General features: G+C 76.9%; 18 protein-coding genes. 9 read left to right on the top strand and 9 right to left on the bottom strand.

The features are described 5' to 3' along the window. Positions 1-9: 9 nt before the first annotated feature. Entirely contained in the window at positions 10-1,194 is a 1,185-nt protein-coding gene (locus AC1UE5_RS01255; RefSeq protein ID WP_482920241.1) for a benzoate/H(+) symporter BenE family transporter, read from the bottom strand. Further along, on the bottom strand, positions 1,191-1,772 hold the full coding sequence (locus AC1UE5_RS01250) for a helix-turn-helix domain-containing protein (RefSeq protein ID WP_482920240.1): 582 nt from the start codon (positions 1,770-1,772) through the stop codon (positions 1,191-1,193). Before AC1UE5_RS01250 ends, AC1UE5_RS01255 begins: the two co-directional genes overlap by 4 nt. 62 nt (positions 1,773-1,834) lie before the next feature. Between AC1UE5_RS01250 and uraH the strand changes: the two genes are divergently transcribed. From uraH to AC1UE5_RS01230, 4 genes are read left to right on the top strand one after another with little or no spacing between them, the layout of a single operon-like run. Continuing rightward, positions 1,835-2,191, top strand: a complete 357-nt coding sequence (gene uraH, locus AC1UE5_RS01245) for a hydroxyisourate hydrolase (protein WP_482920239.1) — start codon at positions 1,835-1,837, stop codon at positions 2,189-2,191. A gap of 5 nt (positions 2,192-2,196) precedes the next feature. Then, positions 2,197-3,435, top strand: coding sequence for an allantoate amidohydrolase (locus AC1UE5_RS01240; protein WP_482920238.1), 1,239 nt, complete (start codon positions 2,197-2,199; stop codon positions 3,433-3,435). Further along, the gene (allB, locus tag AC1UE5_RS01235) at positions 3,432-4,802 is read left to right on the top strand and encodes an allantoinase AllB (RefSeq protein WP_482920237.1); all 1,371 of its coding nucleotides are present in this window, start codon (positions 3,432-3,434) and stop codon (positions 4,800-4,802) included. Before AC1UE5_RS01240 ends, allB begins: the two co-directional genes overlap by 4 nt. Beyond that, positions 4,799-6,028, top strand: coding sequence for a M20 family metallo-hydrolase (locus AC1UE5_RS01230; protein WP_482920236.1), 1,230 nt, complete (start codon positions 4,799-4,801; stop codon positions 6,026-6,028). Before allB ends, AC1UE5_RS01230 begins: the two co-directional genes overlap by 4 nt. Before the next feature lie 3 nt (positions 6,029-6,031). On the opposite strand, the gene AC1UE5_RS01225 is transcribed toward AC1UE5_RS01230, so the two are convergent. Continuing rightward, positions 6,032-6,544: a hypothetical protein gene (locus tag AC1UE5_RS01225; protein ID WP_482920235.1), complete on the bottom strand. Its 513-nt coding sequence runs from the start codon at positions 6,542-6,544 to the stop codon at positions 6,032-6,034. Positions 6,545-6,571: 27 nt separating this feature from the next. Between AC1UE5_RS01225 and AC1UE5_RS01220 the strand changes: the two genes are divergently transcribed. Continuing rightward, positions 6,572-7,204: an MGMT family protein gene (locus AC1UE5_RS01220; RefSeq protein ID WP_482920234.1), complete on the top strand. Its 633-nt coding sequence runs from the start codon at positions 6,572-6,574 to the stop codon at positions 7,202-7,204. Positions 7,205-7,213: 9 nt separating this feature from the next. On the opposite strand, the gene allE is transcribed toward AC1UE5_RS01220, so the two are convergent. The 5 genes from allE to AC1UE5_RS01195 all read right to left on the bottom strand — a co-directional run bounded on the left by allE (position 7,214) and on the right by AC1UE5_RS01195 (position 12,942). Then, positions 7,214-7,957, bottom strand: a complete 744-nt coding sequence (allE, locus tag AC1UE5_RS01215) for a (S)-ureidoglycine aminohydrolase (protein ID WP_482920233.1) — start codon at positions 7,955-7,957, stop codon at positions 7,214-7,216. Next, positions 7,954-10,233 carry a molybdopterin cofactor-binding domain-containing protein gene (locus tag AC1UE5_RS01210; RefSeq protein WP_482920681.1) on the bottom strand — a complete coding sequence of 760 codons (2,280 nt, stop codon included), beginning with the start codon at positions 10,231-10,233 and terminating at the stop codon, positions 7,954-7,956. The genes allE and AC1UE5_RS01210 overlap by 4 nt, the downstream gene beginning before the upstream one ends. Before the next feature lie 80 nt (positions 10,234-10,313). Then, positions 10,314-11,681 carry an 8-oxoguanine deaminase gene (locus AC1UE5_RS01205; RefSeq protein WP_482920232.1) on the bottom strand — a complete coding sequence of 456 codons (1,368 nt, stop codon included), beginning with the start codon at positions 11,679-11,681 and terminating at the stop codon, positions 10,314-10,316. Next, a complete protein-coding gene (locus AC1UE5_RS01200) occupies positions 11,678-12,130 on the bottom strand; it encodes a (2Fe-2S)-binding protein (RefSeq protein WP_482920231.1) in 453 nt (150 codons plus the stop codon). Before AC1UE5_RS01200 ends, AC1UE5_RS01205 begins: the two co-directional genes overlap by 4 nt. Next, positions 12,127-12,942: an FAD binding domain-containing protein gene (locus tag AC1UE5_RS01195; protein ID WP_482920230.1), complete on the bottom strand. Its 816-nt coding sequence runs from the start codon at positions 12,940-12,942 to the stop codon at positions 12,127-12,129. Before AC1UE5_RS01195 ends, AC1UE5_RS01200 begins: the two co-directional genes overlap by 4 nt. Before the next feature lie 51 nt (positions 12,943-12,993). On the opposite strand from AC1UE5_RS01195, the gene uraD reads away from it, so the two are divergent. Both uraD and AC1UE5_RS01185 read left to right on the top strand, forming a co-directional pair. Then, positions 12,994-13,506, top strand: coding sequence for a 2-oxo-4-hydroxy-4-carboxy-5-ureidoimidazoline decarboxylase (uraD, locus tag AC1UE5_RS01190; protein WP_482920229.1), 513 nt, complete (start codon positions 12,994-12,996; stop codon positions 13,504-13,506). An 83-nt stretch (positions 13,507-13,589) separates the two neighbouring features. Continuing rightward, positions 13,590-14,321, top strand: coding sequence for a factor-independent urate hydroxylase (locus AC1UE5_RS01185; RefSeq protein WP_482920680.1), 732 nt, complete (start codon positions 13,590-13,592; stop codon positions 14,319-14,321). Here the strand turns inward: AC1UE5_RS01185 and AC1UE5_RS01180 are convergent. Then, a complete protein-coding gene (locus AC1UE5_RS01180; protein WP_482920228.1) occupies positions 14,299-14,748 on the bottom strand; it encodes a hypothetical protein in 450 nt (149 codons plus the stop codon). The two genes, AC1UE5_RS01185 and AC1UE5_RS01180, sit on opposite strands and share 23 nt — an antisense overlap. A 95-nt stretch (positions 14,749-14,843) precedes the next feature. Between AC1UE5_RS01180 and AC1UE5_RS01175 the strand changes: the two genes are divergently transcribed. Beyond that, on the top strand, positions 14,844-15,833 hold the full coding sequence (locus AC1UE5_RS01175) for a glycerate kinase family protein (protein ID WP_482920227.1): 990 nt from the start codon (positions 14,844-14,846) through the stop codon (positions 15,831-15,833). Next, on the top strand, positions 15,830-16,252 hold the full coding sequence (locus AC1UE5_RS01170) for an organic hydroperoxide resistance protein (protein ID WP_482920226.1): 423 nt from the start codon (positions 15,830-15,832) through the stop codon (positions 16,250-16,252). The genes AC1UE5_RS01175 and AC1UE5_RS01170 overlap by 4 nt, the downstream gene beginning before the upstream one ends. The last annotated feature ends 7 nt before the right edge of the window (positions 16,253-16,259 follow it).

Genomic DNA, 16,259 nt, shown 5'->3' with positions numbered 1-16,259 from the left:
GGACCCGCGTCAGGCGCGACGCAGGCGCTGCAGCCCGAGGAACGCCAGGCCCGCGAGCAGGCCCCAGAACGGCGCGCTGATCCCCGCGACGGTGATCGCCGAGGCGGTCACGACGAGCGTCACCGTCGCCGCGTCGCGGGACAGCTCGTCCGCGAACGCCGCGGCGAGCGCCGACGTCAGCGCGCCGAGGAGCGCGAGGCCCGCGACCGCCTGGATGAGGAGCGGCGGGGCAGCCGCCACCAGCGCCGTCGCGGCGCCCACGGTCAGCCCGAGCAGGAGGTACATCCCGCCGGCAGCGACGGTCGCGATCCAGCGGCGGTCGGCGTCCGGGTGCGCGTCGGGGCCCGCGGTCATCGCCGCGGTGATCGCCGCGAGGTTGATCCCCTGGCCGCCCAGCGGCGCGATCGCCGCCGACACGCCACCGGTCGCGACGAGCACGGGCGCGAGGTCGGGCTTGTAGCCGTAGAGCCGCATCACGCTCAGCCCCGTCAGGTTCTGCGACGCCATCGTCACGAGGAAGAGCGGGACGCCGACGCCGATCATGGCGCCGAGGTCGAACGCGGGCGTCGTCACCTCGACGACCGGCCACGGCGACGAGAAGACGCCGCCGCCCAGGTCCCCGTTGATCGCCAGCCCGATCACGGCCGCCACGAGCGCGCCCGGCACCGCCCACCGCCGCGCGACCACGATCAGCACCGCCCACGTCGCGATGACCGGCAGCGCCAGCTCCGGCAGCTCGACCGCCGCCCGGGCGGGCGCGAGGCAGACCGGGAGGAGCACGCCCGCGAGCAGCGCGCTCGCGAGCCCTCCGGGCACCGCCGCGATCCACCGCGCGACCGGCCGCCACAGCCCGGCGACCACCGTCAGCGCCGCCGCCACGACGAACGCGCCCACCGCGGCGGGCCAGCCGCCCTCCACCGCGCCCGTCGAGACGAGCAGCGCCGCGCCGGGCGTCGTCCACGCGATCGCGATCGGCATCCGCGTGCGCAGCGACAGGACGATCCCGAGCGCCGCCGACGCGACCGTCACGGCGAGCAGCCCCGACGCGGCCTGGTCGGCGCTCGCGCCCACGGCGCGCAGGCCCGCGAGCACAACCGTGAACGCGCCCGCGAACCCGACGATCGCGGTCACCGCGCCGGCCGCGACCGCCTGCCCGAGGAACGGATCCGCGCCGGCGCCGCGCCCGCGGGTCACGCCCGCGCCCCCGCGTAGACGACGAGGTTGAGCGCCCGCGCCTCCGCGAGCGCCTCGTAGCGGTGCGCGCCGTCGGCCGCGAACCACACCGCGTCGCCCGGCTCCAGCTCCACCTCGCCGCCCACCGGCCCGACGCGCAGCCGCCCGCTCACGCACACGACGACCTCCTCGGCTCCCGGCAGGTGGCCGGTCGCCTCCTGCATGGCGCCCGCGGGGAGGTGGAGCTCGAACAGCTCGGAGCGGTGGTCGCGCCCCTCCGCGTGCACAAGCCACGCGCGCATCCCGGACGACGCCGCGCCCAGCTCGTCGCCCGACCGCGCGGGGATCTTCCGCACGCGCGGCGCCTGGTCCTCGGCCAGGAGCGCCCCGAGCGGCACCGAGAGGCCGCGCGCGACGCGCTGCAGCGTCTCGATCGATGGGTTGCCCTCGCCGCGCTCGATCTTGCCGATGATCGTCTTGGACAGCCCGGAGGCGCGCGCGAGGTCGCCGATCGACAGGTCCTGCGCCGTCCGGTACGCCCGCACGACGCGGCCGATCCGCGCGCTCAGCTCCCCCGCTGCGCTGTCAACCTCAGTCACCAGTCGGCAACTCTAGTTTCCACCTCTCGCGCAGGCAAGCGCCCCGGTGGTTGAATCCGCACGTGCCCCTGACCACGCACGTCCTCGACACGGCCCGCGGGGTCCCGGCGGCCGGGGTGCAGATCACGCTCCTGCGCCGCCCGCCCGAGAGCCACGGCGTGACGATCGCGACGGCGGTGACCAACGCGGACGGCCGCACCGACGCGCCGCTGCTGGCCGCCGGCGAGCTGCAGGCGAGCGAGTACGAGCTGCGCTTCGCCGTCGGCGCGTACTTCGCGGCGACGGCGAGCGGCGCCGCGGCCGAGCCGCCGTTCCTCGACGTGATCCCGATCCGCTTCGCCGTCGCCGACCCCGCCGCCCACTACCACGTGCCGCTGCTCGTCTCGCCCTGGTCCTACTCGACGTACCGCGGCAGCTAGCGACCGTGGACGCCCACGCCCGCGCCCAGCAGGTCGTCCGCAGGTGCCGCGAGCTGGCGACGGTGAGCGAGGAGCGCGACCGGCTGACGCGCCGCTTCGCGACCCCCGCGATGGCGCAGGCCAACGCGCGCGTCGGCGGATGGATGCGCGACGCGGGGCTGCAGGTGCGGGTGGACGCGGCGGGCAACCTGATCGGCCACCACGCGGGCGCCGATCCCGCGGCGGGGACGCTCCTGCTCGGCTCGCACCTCGACACGGTCCGCGACGCGGGCGCGTTCGACGGGCCGCTCGGGGTGATCGGCGCCATCGCGGTGCTCGAGCAGCTCCGCGCGGACGGCGTGACGTTGCCGTTCGCGGTCGACGTGCTCGGGTTCTCCGACGAGGAGGGCCTGCGGTTCGGCACCGCGTACCTAGGGAGCCGGGCGATCGCGGGGACGTTCGACCCCGCGCTGCTCGACCTGCGCGATGCGGACGGCGTGTCGGTACGGCGCGCGCTGCGGGAGTTCGGCGGCGCGCCCGACGCGATCGACGGCGCGGCGCGGCGGGACGAGCGGCTCGTCGGCTACTGCGAGCTGCACATCGAGCAGGGGCCGGTGCTGGAGGAGCTGGGCGCGCCGGTCGGGATCGTCACCGGCATCGCGGGCGCCACGCGGCTCGCCCTGCGCTTCCGCGGGCGGTCGGGCCACGCGGGGACCGTGCCGATGCGCAGCCGCCACGACGCGCTCGCGGCCGCCGCCGAGTGGGTCGGCGCGGTCGAGGCGGCGGGCCGCGAGGTGCCGGGCCTGGTGGCGACGGTCGGGGCGCTCGACGTCCAGCCGGGCGCGCCGAACGTCATACCCGGCACGGTCACGGCGACGCTCGACGTCCGCCACGCCGAGGACTCGGTGCGGACGGAGGCGGTCGCGCAGCTCCTCGAAGCGGCGCGCGTGGCGGGCGACCGGCGCGGGGTCGAGCTGGCGACGCGGACGACGCACGAGGCGCCGGCCGTGGCGATGGACGAGGCGCTCACGGCGGCGCTCGCGCGGGCGGCGGTGGACGCGGGGCTGGCGGACGTGCGGATCCCCAGCGGCGCCGGCCACGACGCGGTCGCGCTGGCCGAGCGGTGCCCAGTCGCGATGCTCTTCGTGCGCTGTCCCGGCGGCCTGTCGCACCACCCCGGCGAGACGGTGGCGGTGGACGACGTCGCGGTCGCGCTCGAGGTGCTCACCGGGTTCGTGCGGCGGCTGGCGGCGGGCGGGACGTGAGCGCGTTCGACGTGATCGTACGCGGGGCGACCGTGGTCGCGGGCGCGGCGCCGGCCGTGGCCGACATCGGCATCGCGGACGAGCGGATCGCCGCCATCGCGCCCGAGCTGGAGGGCGGCGGCGCGGTCGAGCACGACGCGCGCGGGCTGCTCGCGCTCCCCGGCGCCGTCGATGCCCACGTGCACCTGAACGAGCCGGGCCGGACCGCGTGGGAGGGCTTCGCGAGCGGGACCCGCGCGCTCGCCGCGGGCGGCACGACGACGGGCATCGACATGCCGCTCAACGCCCACCCGCCGACGGTCGACGCCGCGGCACTGGACCTCAAGCTCCATGCAGCTCGAAGTTCCGGGCTGTGGTGCGACGTCGCGCTGTGGGGCGGGCTCGTGCCGGGCCCGCCCACCCACCTCGAGCGGCTCGACGAGCTGGCCGCGCGCGGGGTCGTGGGGTTCAAGGCCTTCATGGCCGCGTCCGGCATCGACGACTTCCCCGCCGCCGACGACGTGACGCTCCACACGGGGATGGAGCGCGCGGCGCGGCTCGGGCTCCCGGTCGCCGTCCACGCCGAGAGCGACGCGCTCACGCGCGCGCTGCACGCCCGCGCGGTGGCCGAGGGCCGCACCACGATGCGGGACTTCCTGGCGTCCCGGCCGGTCGAGGCCGAGCTGGACGCGATCGCGCGCGCCCTCGCCATCGCCGCCGAGACCGGCTGCCCGCTCCACGTCGTCCACATCTCGACCGGCCGCGGCGTCGCGCTGATCGCCGAGGCGCGGGCGCGCGGGGTCGACGTCACCTGCGAGACGTGCCCGCACTACCTCGTGCTCGACGAGGAGGACGCCGAGCGGCTCGGTGCGGTGGCCAAGTGCACGCCGCCGCTGCGTCCCGCCGTCGACCAGGAGGCGCTGTGGGAGCGGCTGCTCGCCGGCGACGTCGACCTCGTCGCGACCGACCACTCCCCCTCCCCGCCCGACCTGAAGCGGGGCGACGACGCGCTGGCGTGGTGGGGCGGCATCAGCGGGGCGCAGACGCTGCTGGCGTCGGTGTACGACGCGGCGCACGTCGCGCGCGGCCTCCCGCTCGCGCGCCTCGCGGCGCTGCTCGCCGCCGCGCCCGCCGCGCGCTTCCTCGGCGGCACCGCGCGCAAGGGCGCGCTCGCCGTCGGCGCGGACGCGGACATCGCGCTCGTCGACCCGGCGGGCACGTGGACCGTCGACCGCGACGACCTGCGCGACCGCCACCGGCTCAGCCCGCTCGCCGGCCGCACGCTCCGCGGCCGGGTCGTCCGGACGCTCCTGCACGGTGCGGTGGTCGACCCCGGCGCCCCGCCCCGCGGCCGCGTCCTCCACCGCGACGGAACGCCCATGTCATGACCGCCTCCCGCCTCCACGAGCAGATCGCCGAGCTGGCGACCTACAACGACGACCCTGATGCGGGCGGCATCACCCGCGAGGTCTACACGCCGACGTACGCGCGGGCGGTCGACCTCGTGGCCGCGTGGATGCGCGACGTCGGGCTGGAGGTCAGGTTCGACGCGGTCGGGACGCTCTACGGGCGGTGGCCGGGGAGCGAGCCGGACGCGGCCCGCGTGCTGACCGGCTCGCACGTCGACACGACGCTCAACGCGGGCCGCTACGACGGCGTCGTCGGGGTGCTCGGGGCGCTCGAGGCGGTGCGGCTGCTGCACGCCGACGGGTTCGTGCCGCGGCGGACGGTCGAGGTCGTCGCGTGGGCGGGCGAGGAGCCGCGGTTCGGCACCGGCTGCGTGGGGTCGCGCGTGGCCGCGGGACGGCTCGACCGGGACGGCCTCGACGCGCTCGTCGACCGCGACGGCGTCTCGATGGCGGCCGCGCTGCGACAGGCCGGGTTCGACCCCGACCGGTGCGCGGACGCGGTGATCGACCCCGCGACCGTCCACGCGCTGGTCGAGCTCCACATCGAGCAGGGCATCGTCCTCGAGAGGCACCGCGAGCAGATCGGCATCGTCACCGCCATCGCGGCGCCGCACGACTTCACGCTCGCCTTCCGCGGCGCGGCGACGCACTCGGGCGCGACGCCGATGGAGCTGCGCCGCGACGCGCTCGCGGGCGCGGCGGAGGCGATGGTGGAGCTCGAGCGGATCGCGCGCGAGTCGCCGAGCGGCACGACGGTCGGGACCGTCGGTGTCATCCGCGTCGCGCCGGGCGCGATCAACGTCGTGCCGGGGAGCGTGGAGCTCGACGTCGACGTGCGCGACTCGGACCTCTCGGCGCGGGACGCCGTGGTCGCCGAGGTCGTGCGCACCGCCGAGGAGATCGCGGAGCGCCGCGGGCTGGAGCTGGAGGTCACGCCGATCGTCGAGGACGTCCCGGTCCCGTGCGACCTGGCGATCATCCGCGCCGTGGGCGAGGCCGCGGACGTGCTCGGCCTCCGCGCGCGGCGGATGATCAGCGGCGCGTACCACGACGCGATGATCCTCGGCACGCGCGTGCCGGTCGGGATGATCTTCGTCCCCTCGCGCGGCGGCGTCTCGCACCACCCGGACGAGCACACCGAGCCGGACGAGCTCGACGCCGGCGTCGCGGTGCTGGCGGGGACCCTCGCGCGGCTCGCGTCCTAGGCGTCAGGTCTCGGCCGCGGCGAGGCGCTCGCGCAGACGGGCGATCGCGGCGAGCACCTCGACGCGGTGCTCGCGGCGCGTCATCCACACCGGGAGGCGGTGCTGCGGGCGCCACATCGGCTGCGGGGTGCCGCCGCGGAGGACCGCCGCGACGAACCGCTCGAGGTACGCGAGGTGCGTCGCGTTGACCGCCCACAGCGTCTGCCCCTCGCAGCACGCCTCGCGCAGCCACAGGTCGTGGAGTACCTCGCGTGGCTGCGGGCCATGGCCGGGCGCGCGGTCGCGCCGCCAGCGCCCGTCGCTGCCGGTCGTCTGGCGCACCTGGCCGTCGTCGGCGAGCGCGATCCGCCCCGCCCGCACGAGCGTGCACTCGCGGCAGACGATCCGCGCGCGCTCGGGCTCGGCGTGCGCGCAGTCGCCACAGCGCGGGCACCGCACCAGCCACGGCCCGCGCCACGGGACACGCTGCTCGCGCTCGGAGTCGAGCCGCGTCGGGATCCGCGTCGGGCCCGCCATGCACGCGGTTCTACCCTGCGCCGACTCATGGTCACCACGACCTTCGCGAAGCCGTCCGCCGGCGCGTGGGCGGAGCCGGTCGCCGCGCTCGCGCTGCCGGCCGGCGTGCCGGGGCCGCGGCAAGTCCTCGTCGGGGACGAGGAGACGCTCGCGCGGTTCGGGGTCCGCGCGGAGGGCCTGCGGTGGACCGTCGCGGTGCGCGGCCTCGACCTCACGGGGCGCGCGGCGTCGGGCATGATCCTCGCGCTGGGCGACGAGGTGCACCTCCGCCTGACGCACCGCTGCGAGACGTGCGCGACGCTCCGCGACGCGGCCGACGCCGCGACCCTCCGCGCGCTCGCCGCGGCGGGCGCACGCGGGTGGCTGGGCGTCGCGGTGCGCGGCGGGACCGCGCGTCCCGGCGACGCCGCGCGGCTCCTCCCCGGCCGCCCGTACCCGGCGGTCCCCGACGCGGTGGCCGACCGCTTCGGGTGGGTCGCCGCGCAGATCCCGCCCGGCCGCGTCATGACCTACGCGACGATGCGCGCCGCGATCGGCGCGCCGCGCGCCTACGCTCGCGCGCTCCCCGGCTACGCGCGTCGCTTCGGCGCCGCCGACCGCGTCGTCCGCGACCACCCCGACCCGTGGCGCGGCGACGACCTCTACCTCGCTCCAGGTTGAGGTCGCGGGTCAGAACCCGTCGCGCCAGGCGTCCTTGTAGAGCAGGTACTCGGCCGGCTCGCTGCCGGTGGCCGTGAAGCCCTGCGGGCAGTAGGGCGCCATGTAGACGAAGTCGTGGGCGAAGACCTCGTGCGTGTCGCCGTCGAGGTGGTAATGGCCCTGGCCGGCGGTCATGTAGAGGCCGTGCTCCTCGTCGTGGATCTCGATGTTGTCGAGGCCGACGCCGGGCTCGAAGCGCAGCAGCGACATCGCGAAGTCGAACGCGGGATCGTCGACCGGCAGCAGCTCGCGGCGGGTGAAGCCGGGGACGGCGGTCGCGGCGAACGGGACGTCGTCGCGATGGCCGGAGAGCGGGCCGGGCGCGTCGTGGCCGGCCGCCGGCTCGTAGCGCCGCTTGACCACGAGCAGCCGCGCCGGCGCGCCGCCGTCCGCGTGCACCTCCCACCCGAGCGTCTCCGGCAGGTACGCGTACCCGCCGGCGCTCGTCGTCCCCTCGCCGCCCTCGACCCGCAGCGTCACCGCGCCGTCGAGGACGTAGAGGAACGTCTCGAAGCCCGGGGCGAACGGCCGCACCGACCCGCCCCCTGCGGGCAGCGAGATCAGGTGCTCGCCGATGCGCGCCGGCGCGAACCGGGGCGTGACGAGCTTGACGACGGTCGCGTCGGGGCCGAGCTCGGGGAGCCGGCTCGGGTAGTGGTTCGCCGGCGTGAGCAGCGTGTACGAGGCGCGGCGCACGCCGCGGGAGCCCTTCACCCATCGATCCTTTCGCTGACGAGGTCCTCGAGCCGCGCGGGCGCGCGGGTCACCGGCCGGCCGGTCGCGTCGCGCAGCGCCGCGAGGATCGCGGGCGTCGACGTGATCGACGGCAGCTCCCCCGCGCCCTTCAGCCCGTACGGCGTGTCGTCGTCGCCCAGCTCGAGGATGAGCGAGCGGACCGGCGCGGCGTCCACGATCGTCGGGATGCGGTAGGAGCCGAACGAGCGCGACCGCACGACGCCGCCGTCGATCAGCAGCTCCTCGCTCAGCGCGAGCCCGAGCCCCTGGATCGAGCCGCCCTCCAGCTGCCCCTCCAGCGCGAGCGGGTTGATCGCGCGGCCGACGTCCTGCGCGCACGCCAGCTCGACCACCCGCGCGACCCCGAGCTCCACGTCCACGTCGACCACCGCGCGGTGCGCCACGAACGCGAACCCCGCGTGCACGTCCGTCTCGCCCGACGGGTCGCCCAGCGGAACCGTCGGCCGGTGGCGGTAGGTGTACGTCGCCTCGACCGCCTCGCCCGCCAGCACCTCCGCCAGCCCTTCGCCGGAGAGCGGGGCAGCGGCGAAGGGGTCGGGGAGCCCGGCCGCGGCGGCGAGCGTCGCGACGGTCTCGCGGATCTCCCGGCACGCGCCCTGCACCGCCCCGCCGACCATCCATGACAGCCGCGACGCGCTCGCCGAGCCGGCCGAGTCGATCGCGGTGTCCGCGGGCAGCAGCCGCACGTCGGCGACGCCCAGCTCGGTGCGCGCGATCTGCTCCTGGACGCCGACGACGCCCTGGCCGACCTCCGCCGCCGCGGTGTGGATCTCCACGACCGGCCGCCCGTCCGCGCCGACGTGCAGCGCGACGCGTGCGGTCGCCGGGTCGTCGAAGCCCTCGCTGAACGCGATGTTCTTGAAGCCGACCGCCCACCCGACGCCGCGCCGCACGCCCTCGCCGCGCGCCGCGGTCCCGAACTGGGAGCCCGGCCATGCGCGGGGATCGCGCTCGTCCGCCGACGATGCGGCAGGCAGCGGCAGCGCCTCCAGCTCGTCGACCAGCTCCCGCACCGGCACCGGCCCGCGCACCGCCTGCCCGTACGGCAGCACGCCGCCCGGACCGAGCGCGTTGCGCCGCCGCACCTCCAGCGGCGACAGCCCGCACGCCGCCGCCAGCCGGTCCATCTGCGCCTCGTAGCCGATCGCGACCTGCACCGCCCCGAACCCGCGCATCGCCCCGTTCGGCGGGTTGTTCGTGTAGGCGACGGTCCCCTCCAGCAGCGCGTTCGGGACCGCGTACGGCCCCGCCGCGCACGTCGTCGCGTTGGCGATCACCGCGGTCGACGACGACGCGTACGCGCCCCCGTCGAGCAGCAGCCGCGCGCCCACGAACGTGAGCACGCCGTCGGCCGTCGCGCGGTGCTCGTACTCCATCACCGCCGGGTGCCGGTGCACGTGCCCGACGAACGACTCCTCGCGCAGGTAGGACATCTTCACGGGCCGGTCGCACGCCAGCGCGAGCAGGCACGCGTGGAGCTGCATCGACAGGTCCTCGCGCGCGCCGAACGCCCCGCCGACGCCCGCCAGCACCAGGCGCACGCGATCCGGGGCCAGGCCCAGCCCGGCCGCGATCTGGTCGCGGTCGACGTGGAGCCACTGCGTCGCGACGTGGAGCTCCACCCCGCCCTCGCCGTCGGGGATCGCCAGGCCGGACTCGGGGCCGAGGAACGCCTGGTCCTGCGTGCCCACCTCGTACGTCCCGCGCACGACGACCGCGCCCGGCGCGTCCACGTCGCCGCGCGCGATGCGGACGCTGCGCAGCGCGTTCCCACCCGGGTGGAGCGCGGGCGCCCCGGGCGCGAGCGCCGCGGCGGCGGACGTCAGCGGCGGGAGCACCGCGTACGCGACGTCGACCAGCGCCGCCGCCCGCCGCGCCGCCGCCGGGGTGTCCGCGGCGACGAGCGCGACCGGCTCACCGTGGTGGCGCACGACCTCCTCGGCGAGCACCGGCTGGTCCGGCCGCTCGGCGCCGACCCGCTTCGCGCCCGGGACGTCGGCCGCCGTCAGCACCGCCCGGACACCCGGGACCGCGCACGCGGCGGCGGTGTCGATGCCGAGGATCGCGGCGCTCGGATGCGGGGAGCGGACGGTCGCGCCGAAGAGCATCCCGTCGACGTGCAGGTCGCTCGAGTACGCGAACGCGCCGCGCACCTTCGCCCGCCCGTCGGTCCGCCGCAGCCGCTCCCCGACGCCCCCGCGCCGGTCGCCCTCGACGACCGGCTCGTCCACCAGCGTCCGCGCGTGCGGCCCCGCGCCGGTGTGGCACCGCGCCCGCGGGTCCTGCGTCCGCCAGGTGTGTCCCTGCTGCGGGCTCACGCCGCCACCCGGCTCCGCATCCGCGCGCTCTCGCGCCGCAGGTCCGCCGCGAGCGTCACCGGGTCGGCGGTCCGCAGCTCACCGTCCGCCACCACGACCTCACCGCCCACGAAGAGCGTGTCGACCGCCCGCAGCGGCCCGAACGCCAGCGCGAAGACCGGGTCCTCGATGCCGGCGTGCGCCGCCGCGCGCAGGTCCCACAGCGCGACGTCGGCCAGCGCGCCGGTCGACAGGTGGCCCAGCTCGTCGTCGCGCCCCAGGCAGCGCGCGCCGTGCCGCGTCGCCATCTCCAGCACCGTCCGCGCCGTCAGCGCCCGCGGCCCGCGCGCCGCTCGCCCGACCACGAGCGCGGCCCGCAGCTCGTCGGCCAGCTCGCCCGACTCGTTCGAGGCCGCGCCGTCCACGCCGAGCCCGACCGGCGCGCCGGCCGCCAGCAGCGCCGGCACCGGCGCGATGCCCGCGCCCAGCCGCCCGTTCGACGTCGGGCAGTGCGCCACGCCCGTGCCCGTCGCGCCCATCCGCCCGCACTCGGCCTCGTCGAGGTGGACGCAGTGCGCGAGCCACACGTCCTCGCCGACCCACCCGAGCCGTTCCAGGTACTCCAGCGGCCGCACGCCGAACCGCTCGAGGCAGAACGCCTCCTCGTCGTCGGTCTCGGCCAGGTGCGTGTGGAGCCGGACGCCACGCCGCCGCGCGAGCTCCGCGGTCTCGGCCATCAGCTCGCCGGTCACGGAGAACGGCGACGTCGGAGCGAGCGCGATGCGCACGTGCGCGCCGGGCGCGGGGTCGTGGTAGCGGTCGATCGCGTCGGCCGACGCCTGCAGGATCGCGTCGCGGTCCTCGACGATGCCGTCCGGCGGGAGCCCGCCGTCGCTCGCGCCGAGGTCCATCGCCCCGCGGCAGGGGTGGAACCGCAGCCCGATCGCGCGCGCCGCCTCGATCTCGACCCCGAGCAGGTCGCCCGCGGCCGCCGGGAAGATGTAGTGGTGGTCGGTGGTCGTCGTGCAGCCGCTGCGCGCTAGCGCCGCCAGCCCCGCCCGCGCCGCCGCCCGCACGGTCTCGCCATCGAGGTGCTGCCACACCGGGTACAGCGCGGTCAGCCACTCGAAGAGCGTCGCCTCCTGCGCGTAGCCCCGCGTCGCGTGCTGGTAGAGGTGGTGGTGGCAGTTGACCAGGCCGGGCGTCGCGAGCTTCCCGCTCCCGTCGACCCAGGCGTCCGCCCGCGTCGACCACGCCGGCGGCGCCGCGCCCTCCCCCACCGCGGCGATGCGCGCGCCGTCGAGCACGAGGTGCCCGTCGGCGATCTCGCGCCGCGCGTCGTCGACCGTCGCGATGGCGAGCCCTTCGATGACCGTGACCGTCACGGCGCCTCCTCCGCGGCCAGCCGGACCGCCTCGACGATCTTCGTGTAGCCCGTGCAGCGGCACAGGTTGCCGTTCAGGCCCTCGCGGATGTCCGCGTCGCTCGGGGCGGGCACGCGCCGCAGCAGGTCGCGCGCGGCGACGACGAGGCCCGGTGTGCAGAAGCCGCACTGGACCGCCCCGGCGCGGAGGAACGCCTCCTGCACCGCGTCGAGCGCGCCGTCGCCGGCCGCCGCCGTCTCGACGACCGCCCCGTCGGCCTGCGCGGCGAGCACCAGGCACGCGCACGCCAGCTCGCCGTCGAGCAGCACCGTGCACGAGCCGCACTCGCCCTGCTCGCACGCGTTCTTGGCCGCGGGCAGGCCCAGCTCCTCGCGCAGCACCCGCAGGAGCGACTGGGCGGCCACGTCGTCCGGGACCTCGTGCGCGACGCCGTCGACCGTGAGCCTCATGCCGCCACCGCCCCGCCGCCGGTGGCGCGCGCCACCGCCCGCGCCGCCAGGACGCCCGCCGCGTGGCGCCGGTACGCGCCGCTCGCCCGCGCGTCGCCGGGCGCGTCTGCCGGGACCGCCGCGCGCACGAGCGCCCCCAGCTCCCCCGCCGCGCCCTCCACGACGACCGCCCGCTCACCGACGCCGACCGCGCACGCCCGGCCGCCGCCGCTCGGGTCGAGCGCGACCGCGACCCCGCACACGGCCCGCGCCATCGCGTTGCGCGCGCCGACCTTCGCGTACGCCGTCGGCCCGTCGTCGACCGGGACCTCCAGCGCGGTCACCAGCTCCCCGTCCTGCAGCTCGCACGCGCCCTCGCCGGTGACGAAGTCGGCCGCGGCCACGTGCCGCACGCCGTGCGCCGCGGACACGATCTCGACCGCCGCGCCGCCGGCTCCGAGCGCGGCGAGCGCGTCGCCGGTCGGGTCGCCCAGCGCCAGCGCGCCCGCGACCGTCGCGCGGTTGCGGACCTGCCGCGACGCCACGGTGCGCGCCGCGGCGGCGAGGCCGGGCAGCTCCGCGTTCCACCGCTCCAGCACCTGCGTGTACGTCGTCAGCGCGCCGAGCCGCACGACCGCGCCGTCCCTGCGTGCCGCGCGCAGCTCGTCGACTGCGGACAGGTCGAGCAGCGCCGCGGGCTCCCACCCCTGGTTGAGCCGGGGCAGCACCCCGGTCCCGCCGGCGACGACGACGGCGTCCGGATGGTCGGCCCGCGCCTGCAGGGCCGCGTCGAGGGTGCGGGGTCGGAGGAGCGTCCGGGCACGGTACAGCACGATCCTCGAATCGTTGCGGCTCTTCCGGCCCGGCGCTAGGGTGCCCGCCCCATGGAGCGGGAGACGTTCGTCGCACGCTTCGGCGGCGTGTTCGAGGGCTCGCCGTGGATCGCCGCGGCGGCCTACGACGCGGGGCCGCACGCCTCGGTGGACGCGCTGCACGCCGCGATGGTCCGGGCCGTGGACGCCGCGCCGCGGGACGCCCGGCTCGCGCTGATCCGCGCCCACCCCGACCTCGCCGGGCGCGCCGCGATCGCCGGCGACCTCACCGCCGAGTCCGCGCGCGAGCAGGCCGGTGCCGGGCTCGACCGCCTCACGCCCACGCAGTTCGAGCGTCTGACCGCGCTGAACGACGCGTACCGGGAGCGGTTCGGGTTCCCCTTCGTCGTCTGCGTCCGCGAGCACGCCGGGCCGGACACGATCATCGCCGCGGCCGCCGAGCGCCTCACGCACGACCCGCAGACCGAGGAGCGGACGGCGCTCGCGGAGATCGCGAAGATCGCCCGGCTGCGCCTCGCCGACCTCGCCCCCGACGACCTCCGCACGGAAGGAACGGCGCCCTGACCGACGCGCACATCAGCTACGGCAAGCTCCAGGTCCCCGTCCACCTCGTCCGCGGCGAGCGGCTGCTGGCGGCGGACGTGTCGATGGAGGTGCTCGGGCAGGGGTTCCTCCCCGCGTACACCGAGGGCGACAACTCCGCCGTGGTCGCGACGGACACGATGAAGAACGTGATCTTGCGCCAGGCGCACGCGTACGACGGCGCGACGCTCGAAGGGCTGCTCGACCACCTCGGCCGCCACTTCCTCGGGACGTACCCGGACATGGAGGGGCTGCGGATGTCGGCCGCCGCGCAGCCGTTCGTGGCGGAGTCCGGGAAGCTCTTCCGGCGCGTGGACGGCGACCACGCGGTGGCGGAGCTGGAGCTGACGCGCGCGGCCGACGGCGCCGTGTCGCTCGTCGCGGCGCGGTCGGGCCACGTCGGGCTGCGCCTGCTGAAGACGACCGGGAGCGCGTTCACGAAGTTCGCCCGCGACGACGTGACGACGCTGCCCGAGCGCACCGACCGCCCGCTGTACGTCCACCTCGACGTGCACTGGCGGTTCGGCGCGCCGGACGCCGCGCTCGACCCGCCCGCGGTGCTGCCGCTCGTCCTGTCGACGTTCGACGACTTCGTGTCCGAGTCGATCCAGCAGCTCGTCCACGAGATGGGCGTGCGCATCCTCGACCGCTTCCCGCAGCTGAGCGCGGTGAGCTTCCGCGGCGAGAACCACACGTACGACCCGGTCCCCGGCGCCGAGGACGCCGAGCCGCTGGCCAAGACCTACACGTCGCCGTTCCCCGCGTGGGGGCTGATCACGCTGGAGCTGCGCCGCTGAGGCGGCCGGCCGGCGCCGGCGCGGGCACGAACACCAGCGACGACTCCTGGCAGCGCCGTGCGGCGCGCATCGGGAGCCGCGTGCCGCCGTGAAGGACGATCACCGTCCCGATCTCCTCGCCGGCGTTCTCCAGCACGTGCCGGCGCGCGCTGCCGCGAACCTGCCGGTAGGTCAGGCACACGTCGGGGCAGACGGCGGCGAGCGACCGCTCGAGCAGCGACGCGCTCAGCTCCTCGAGGCTCTCGGTGAGGACGACGGGGCTCGGGCCGAACCAGCACGTCATGGTCGGCCGCGCGATCCCGACGACGATCTCCAGCCGCGCCCGCTCGCGCCGGGCGAGGTCGCACGCCGCGCCCACGAGGGCGAGGTCGCACTCGTCGTCGACGGGGACGACGGCGCGCAGCACCGGCTCCGTGCCGTGCGGCACGGACTCTGCCGCCCTCCTCCGGCGCAGACCCATGGCCGCATGCTACGCCCATCGTGACCCCGGTGTCACGTTCGGTGTGCTGTACTCGGCGCGCTTTGACCCCCGCTCCTCGCGTCCTCGTCGCACCGGATTCCTTCAAGGGCACGTACGCCGCCGACGAGGTCGCGGCCGCGATCGCCCGCGGCATCGAGGCGTCCGGCGCCATCGCCGACGTCTGCCCGGTCGCCGACGGCGGCGAGGGCACGATGGGCATCCTCGTCGCGGCGCTCGGGGGAACGATCGTCCACGCCGACGCCGTGGACCCGCTCGGCCGGCCGCTGCGCGCGCCCTTCGGGCTGGTCGACGACGGCGCGACCGCGATCGTGGAGATGGCCGCCGCGTCGGGGCTCGGGCTGGTCGCGGAGGACGAGCGCGACGCCGAGGCGGCGACCACGCGCGGGACCGGGATGCTGATCGCGGCGGCGGTGCGCGAGCACGGCGCGCGGCGGGTGGTCGTGACGGTGGGTGGGAGCGCGACGACCGACGGCGGCCGCGGCGCGATCGAGGCGATCGGCGACCTCCCGTCCGGCGTGACGGTCGTCTGCCTGTGCGACGTGACCGTGCCCTTCGAGCGCGCGGCGGAGGTCTTCGGGCCGCAGAAGGGGGCGGACCCGGCGTGCGTCGCCCGCCTGACCGCCCGCCTGCACGCGTTCGCGGAATCCCTGCCGCGCGATCCACGCGGCGTGCCGCGGAGCGGCGGAGCAGGCGGGCTGTCGGGCGGGCTGTGGGCGCAGTACGGCGCCGAGCTCGTCGACGGCGCGGGGTTCGTCCTCGACGCCCTGCGGTTCGACGACCGGCTGGCGCGCGCGGCGGCCTGCGTGAGCGGCGAGGGCCGCCTGGACTCGCAGACGCTCCAGGGGAAGATCGTCGGGGCCGTCGCGGCGCGCTGCCGGGCGGCGGGCGTGCCGCTCCACGCGGTCGTCGGCTCCACCACCCTCGACGCCGCCGCGCAGGCCGAGCTGGGGCTGGGCGGCGTCCACGTCGCGACCGACGCCGCGGCGATGGAGGACGCCGGACGCGCGATCGGTGAGCATGTGGCGCGATGAAGATCCTCTACGAGGCCCAGGCCACCGCCGCCGGCGAAGGCCGCAACGGCCACGCGCGCAGCTCAGACGGCGTCCTCGACGTCGACCTGGCGATCCCCGTCGCGATGGGCGGCGAGGACGGCGGGACGAACCCCGAGCAGCTCTTCGCCGCGGGCTACGCGGCCTGCTTCCACAGCGCGCTGCACGCGGTCGCGCGGCGCCAGAAGGTCGAGCTCGGCGCGTCGACGGTCACCGCGACGGTCGGCATCGGGCCGACCGAGAACCGTGGCTTCGGCCTCGCCGTCGCGCTCCGGGTGGACATCCCGGACCTGGACGACGAGACCGCGCGGCAGCTCACCGAGGCCGCGCACCAGGTGTGCCCGTACTCGAACGCGACGCGCGGGAACGTCGACGTGGCGCTCGAGGTCGGCGCGAGCTAGGGCCGCG

Source organism: Parviterribacter multiflagellatus (assembly GCF_056863265.1).
The sequence above is the reverse complement of the archived record's forward strand: the minus strand, read 5'-3'. Positions and strand labels throughout refer to the sequence as shown.